The organism is Pseudonocardia lacus (assembly GCF_018531445.1).
In the GTDB taxonomy this organism is placed as follows: domain Bacteria; phylum Actinomycetota; class Actinomycetes; order Mycobacteriales; family Pseudonocardiaceae; genus Pseudonocardia; species Pseudonocardia lacus.
In genome coordinates this window covers 1-6,881 of record NZ_JAHDTH010000296.1, presented here as the reverse complement: position 1 = coordinate 6,881, position 6,881 = coordinate 1, and the positions used below count along the sequence as shown (strand labels likewise).

Sequence of the window (6,881 nt, the reverse complement as noted above, 5' to 3'; positions counted from 1 at the left end):
GGCCGCCGCCGACGCCGCTGCCGCGAAGCAGACCGCCGCCCGGGCCCAGCAGGCCGCCGGCCAGGCGCAGGGCGCCGCGGACGCGGCCGCCGGCCTGGCCGCGAAGAAGGCCGCCGAACTGGCCGCCGGCCCGGTCACCGCCCACCCGCGCACCAGCCAGGCCCTGGCGTCGGCTACCTGCGCCTCGACCGACGTGTGTGGCACCGCTACCAGCGGTATGACCGGTGACCACAGCGCCCAGGTCGCCGCGGAGTGCGCCGGCGCCGACTGCGCCACCCGCACCATCGGCAAGGCCGTCTACGACGGCAACAACGCCACCGCCGACACCACCTGCACCGTCACCGGCGCGGACGGGCAGTGCGCGGGCACGACCCAGGTCGGTGCCAGCGACGTCGCCGCGCAGGCCGCCGCGGCCTGCGCCGGCTCGGACGGCTCGGAATGCAGCCACCGGATCGCCGCGGAGAGCAAGCAGACCAGCCGCACGGCCGGGAACAAGGCCACCGCCGAGGCCAGCTGCGGCTCCGACGGCGGCGCCGGCGACGGCTGGTGCCAGACCACCGCGGTCGCCGAGACCACCGCCACCCAGGCCATGGCCGCGGGTGGCTGCCAGGGCAGCGCCGGCACCGGCTGCCGGTTCAGCTACGAGGCCCAGAGCAAGGACAAGGCGGGCAAGGCCGCCAAGGCCGAGGCGTCCGGGGAGGGCAAGGGGAAGACCGGCGCCGGCCAGGTCATCACCTCGGCCATGGCGGTTGCCGGCAAGGGGCAGGCCCAGGCGCAGGCCCAGGCCGCGTGCACCGGCACCGCCGGGGTCTCCTGCCAGCACGAGTTCGCGGCGTCGGTGAAGACGAAGGCCAGCGGCGGCGGCGCCACGGCGAAGGCGAAGGCCGATGCCGCGGGCAGCGGCGGCGAGGGCGGTGGCGCGGCGGTCGCCGTGGCGGGCGCGGTGGCCGGCAACGGCCAGGCCGTGGCCCAGGCGCAGGCGAGCTGCACCGCCACCGCGGGTGTCACCTGCCGGCGCAGCTACGACGCCTCGGTCACGGCGAACGCCGGTGGCGGCGGGTCGTGGGCGAAGGCGTCGGCCGCCGGGTCCGGCCGGGGCGGCGAGGGCGTCGGCGGTGTCAACGTCGCCGCGGCCGCGCTGGCCGGCAACGGCCAGGCCCAGGCGCAGGCCAGCTGCCAGGGCACCGCGGGCGTGCAGTGCGCCCACCGCTACGAGGCGGGCGCGGCCGACTCGGCGTCGGCGGCCGGCGCCTCAGCGAACGCATCGGCGCACGGCTCCGGCGGCGGGGGCGAGGGCTCCGGCTACGTCTCGGTGATGGCGCAGGCCTCGGCCGGTCCGGGCTCGGCGAACGCCGCGGCGTCGTGCAGCGGCTCGGCCGGCGTGCGGTGCCGCCACTCCTACGAGGCCTCGGCGTCGGCCTCAGCCCGCGACCCGCAGTCCGGGTCCTTCGCCCGCGCGAACGCGCACGGCTCGGGCGGTGGCGGCGTGGGTGGCGGCGGGGTCGGGGTGTCGGCCTACGCCTACGCCCAGGGCAACCATGCCGGCGCGGGCGCCTCCTGCTCGGGGGCGGCGAACTGCTCGGCCAGCTACTTCGCCGAGGCGCACGACTCGGCCCGCGAGTGGGTCGACCCCACCTACACGACTGCCGGCGGCCGCTACGACGCGAACAAGTGGGCACGCTGCTCGGGCAGCGGCAACGGCGGCTGCGGGGTGACCGCGGTCGCGGTCCCACGCGACCCCGACGGCGGCGAGGCCTACTGCACCGGCAACTGCGCCAACTTCGCCCAGGGCGGGCGGGGCGGCGTGTTCACCGTGACCGTGCCCTCGATCAAGGACCAGATGATCACCGCCGGGGTGATCGGTCCGGACGGCGAGCCGATCGACCAGAGCCTGGGCACGAACGTGCGCGGCGGCAAGGCCACCTGCGAGCAGCGGAACTGCACCCTCACGACCAGGGAGTTCACCGGCCAGGGCGAGCCGAAGGAGAGGTCGTGCGTCGCGCCCTGCTCGCTGGAGGGCGACAGCGGGCAGCGGATCACCGTCGACGAGCACGGCAAGATCACCGTCACCAACCCGACCACCCCCGGCGGCACCCGGCACGACGTGGCCACCGACTCGAGGGGGGCCTCGCTCTACGCCGACGACCGGGGCCGCCGCGAGGGCTGGGTGGCCGGCGACGGCAGCCTCACCGACGGCCACGGCGGCAGCACGATCATCTACAAGGCCGGGCCGAGCGACGGCAGCGGGAACACGGCCAGCTTCGCCGACGCCAACGGCGGCCGGTTCCAGACCACCTGCCAGAACGGCTGCTCGGGCACGCTCAAGGCCGGCGACAAGATCGACACCTTCGACATCAGCGGGCACGACGTGCAGATCGTCGGGCGCACCCCGCAGGGCGACCCGGGCCGCATCCAGTGGAACGGCGAGGGCCTGTTCACCACCGCGGAGGGCGCGAAGATCGTCGCCAACGGCGACGGCCCCAGCACCCCGACCGGCTTCGGCAACTACGTCAACCTGCTCACCCCCGGCTACCGCGACGGCCAGATCGTCCAGCAGGGCCGCTACGAGATCACCGGGCAGACCGGGTCGATCACCTTCGCCGACGGGCGCAGGATCAGCAACGAGGGCGAGGTCGACTGGGGCCGGCCCGGGCAGATCATGCTCAACCCGGGCGGCAGCTACGGCTACAGCGGCCCGTCGTCGATCCAGCTGGGCGAGGACATCCCGAACCGGGGTGTCGAGGCCAGCTGGCGGGTCACCGCCACCACGCCGTACAGCGACGGCAAGGGCGGCAGCTTCGGCTGCACCGGCATGTGCACCGAGACGGTGCCGGGCAACCGGGGCGTCGACACCGGCGCGTGCACCGTGGCCTGCACCTACCGCGGACCGCAGCTCGTCCCGGGCGGCTACTCGGGGCCGCTGCCCACCGACGAGCCGGTCGACGCGACGGTGCGCACGTGCTCGGCGGTCTGCACCATGCACGACGAGTTCGCCGGCAACCGCAACACCAAGACGCCCAACGGCTACTTCTCGGTCGAGATGCTCGGCTACGGCGACGTCCGCAGCTTCACCCCGCAGGGCGACGCCCAGTACTGCACCGGCAAGGGCTGCTCGTTCACCCAGGGCTACCGCGACGCGAACGGCAACGGCGGGTTCGCGGTGTGCCACGTGCCGGGCTCCGGGACCGGCGGTTGCGCCGGCGAGACCGTCAAGCCCGATGGCGGGCACCGGACGCTGGTGTGCGAGACGGCAGTGCTGTGCGAGCCGGTCGTGCTGCTGTACCCGAACCGGACCGACATCGACAAGTACGGCGCCAACGACGGGTGGGCGTGCGGCGAGGGCATCACCACGGTCTGCACGAGCAACGAACCGTCCAAGCAGCTGATCGGCCGCGGGGAGCTCGACCCGGGCTACCTGTCGTTGATCGACCCGACGTTCGTCCGGCCGTCCATGGGCACCCCGGTCGACAAGGAGCTGGCCGAGGCCCTCGCCCCGTTCGGGGTCAAGGAGGGCGACCCGCTCCCGCCGCTGGACCCGAAGCAGTACGCGGCGCTGACCACCGAGCAGAAGGCGGCCTACGACGCCGCGCTGCCCCAGCTCAGCCCGGCCGAACGGGACTTCGCCTCGGCGCGGTTCACCAACGCCGACGCCGACAACCGCTCCGACAGCCGCTGGGCCGTCGACAACGCCGACGCGGTCACCGCGGCGGCGAACCGGGTCGCGGCCGCGCAGGCCGACGGCACCTTCACCGAGCAGCGGTTCGCCGACGACCTCGCGCTGCTGACGAAGGCGGCCTACCGCTCCCAGCGGCTGGACGTCAACGTCGCGATCAGCGGTGGCCTGACCTCGATGCAGTACCAGCGGCCGTTCATCGACACCGACAACCGCGCGGTCGGGGAGGACCCGGGGCTGCCGGCCGATGCCGGCGCCGGGTCGTTGCTGGCGGCCAACGAGAAGCTGCAGAAGGCGCTCGGCGTCGACGCCAAGGGGCGACCGGTCGACGCGGCCGGCAAGGTGATCGTGTCCTCCCCGCTGGAGCGGCAGCAGGCCATCGATGACGGCCTGCCCTTCGTCGAGCTGTCCCCGGAGCAGAAGGTGCAGGCCGACGCGGACCGGCTGGCCGGCTATGCGGCGACCGGGCACCGCACGGCCCTGCTGCCCCAGCGCATGGCGCTGGACGACGACATCGCCGCGGCCATGGCGGCCCACCCGGACGGGCTGCCGAAGCCGCTCTACGACCAGCTGGTGGCCCGCGACGAGGCGCTGACCGCGGAGGCCGGCCGGATCGTCGCGATGCAGGGCTCGCTGCAGGAGCGGGCGAAGGCGCTGCCGTTCAGCACGCCGGACGGGGCCGCGCTGCGCCAGTTCGACCTGGCGTTCGCCGGCGCCGCCGACGAGACCCAGCTGGCCGGCCGCCTCTCCCGGCTGGACCGGTTCCAGGCCGACATGACCGCGCTGGCCGAGGCGCGGACGGGGGAGGCCGGCGCCGACGACCCCCTCGCCATCCAGCTCGGTGTGATCGCCAACGGGGCCGGCGCCGCCTACGGCGCGGTCTCCGAGGACTTCGGGTTCCGGACCGCCGACAGCGCGCTGCTGTGGCACCCGAAGGGCATCGAGACCGTCGTCCGGTACCCGCTGGCGCTGCCGTCCACCGGCCGGGCCGACACGGTCTACGTGCTCAACTCGGCCATCAACACCCCCGGCTACCGGGAGTACCCGGGTGAGGTCGGCAACCTGTTCCGCGGCCAGGAGGCCCAGGACGCCGACGTCATCGCCGACTGGGCGTCGCAGGCGACAGCCGCGCAGACCGAGCGTGACCTCGCCCGGATCCGGACGGTCGACCCCGCCCAGATCGAGAGCCTGCTCAACGGCATGAACGAGGGCGACGAGGAGAAGACGAACAAGGCCCTCGAAGCGCTGGAGGACATCGGCGGCGGCGACTTCGGCACGGTCGAGGCGGGGGAGAAGGGCGAGGTCGGGGCGATCACCGTCTTCGTCCAGGACCCCGAGCACCCGGAGAAGGGCTACCCGGGCCAGCTGGTGCTGTTCCGCGTCCGCGGGGACGACGGCCGGATCCGCTACGTCGACGCCGAGGGTGCCACCTACGACAGCCTCAAGGACTACCAGCAGAACAACTCGCTGGCCGACGACCAGAACCTGCTGCTGCCCGTGGACCTCGGCAGCGCCGTCGACGCCCCGGGCTCGCTGCGCCAGGTCGACGGGCACGAGGACCCCGGCTGGAAGACCGGGCTGAAGTGGACCGGGCGCGGACTGCTCGTGGTGGGAGCCGGACTGCTGATCGCGAGCGGGGTCGGCGCACCGGTCGGGGTGACGGTCGGCGGGGCCACCCTGGGCGCGGGCACGCTCGGCACCGCGGCGCTCGTGGGCAGTGGTGTGGCCTTCGGCACCTCGGCCGGCCTCGAGCTGCACCAGCGCAGCCAGCACAACCAGAGCATCGGCCTGTCCGACCCCACCGCCCGGTCCTTGTGGATCACGGTGGGCGCGTCGGCACTGGTCGGCTCCGGCTCGCTGCTGTCCAAGGCCGGCGCGCTCAAGGTCGCCGCGGGTGCGCCGCGGGCCGCCGCGGTGGCGAAGACGGGCACGGTTCTGCAGACGGCCGGTGGGGTGGCCTTCGCCGGCCAGTTCGCGCACAGCACCTACACCCAGATCGCCAACTGGGAATCGCTGACCCCGGCCCAGCGCGACGAGTTCTGGATCGACACCAGCATCGGTGCGCTCACCTTCGTCAGCGGTGGCGCGCACGCGGCCGGCAGGGCGGTGGCCGCGCAGCGGGTGAAGGCCTGGGGCCCCGGCTTCAACGGGCTCAACCAGCGGATCGGGCAGATCACCGTGGACAACGGCGGCCGGCCCTCGGTCGCCGGGCTCGCCGGGCAGCTCGGCGTGAGCCGGGCGAACGTCCGCTTCGCGCTGCGCGCGGGGGAGGCCGCGGCGCTGCGCCCCCACCTCGGCGCGGCGACCAACGGCGCCCGACCCTCCGTCGCCGAGCTGTCCCGGGCGACCGGTGCTCCGCCGGGCGCGGTCCGCGCCGCGCTGCGCGACCTGGGGCTGGTGCGCCCCGCGCCGGCCCGTGGCGCGGACCCGGCGACGCCCCGTGTCGGGCCCGACCCGGTGGCGATGGGGGGCCGGGACGCGGTCCCGGTCGCGGAGTTCACCGGTCGGCTGCGCGGGATGAGCCCGCTGCAGAAGGCGATGGTCGTCGAGCAGATCAAGAACGGGGAGCTGGGCGGCCTGCGCTTCGAGATGCGCCCGGTCGACGGCCGGCCGGTCGGCCACATCGTCGCCGAGGGCGCCCCCGCGGCCGGGACGCGGCCCGCGCCGGCCGTGCGGATCACCATGGGCGCCGCCGCGAACCGCGGGCCCGCGGCGGCGCTGCGCAAGGAGATCGCCGAGGGCCAGCAGCGCTTGCAGGAAGCCGGGCGCAAGGGTGAGCCCCTGCCGCAGGACGTCCTGCAGCGGACCCGGGAGGCGCACCAGAAGCTCGACGCGGAAGCGGCCAGGTGGTCGCCCGAGGAGCAGGCTCGCTCGAGCCACCAGCGCAACACCGACCGGCTGATGACCGAGTACGGCTACAACATCGCCGCCAGCAAGGCCGGCGAGAAGGCCGGCACCGTGTTCGACACTCCGGTGCCGCCGAAGCAGCCGATGACGCTGCGGATGAAGGTCGCGAGCAAGGCCCGGGCGTGGGGGGTCTGGGTGGGCATGTCGCTCGCCGTGATCCTGCCCACCGTGGGGGCGGACGGCCTGCTCGCCATGGCCCGGAACGAGCGCCCGCCGGCCGCCGTCGCGGTGGTGGCCGAGGGCGGGGCGCGCGGGCCGGTGGCCGAGGCCGTCAGCGCGGCGATGGCCGAGCGCGGCGCAC

1 protein-coding gene is annotated in these 6,881 nt (G+C 74.9%); it reads left to right on the top strand.

Annotated features, from left to right (window positions below):
* Positions 1-6,881: DUF4781 domain-containing protein (locus tag KIK08_RS35990; RefSeq protein WP_214407792.1), on the top strand; the 6,881-nt coding region annotated here is incomplete at both ends.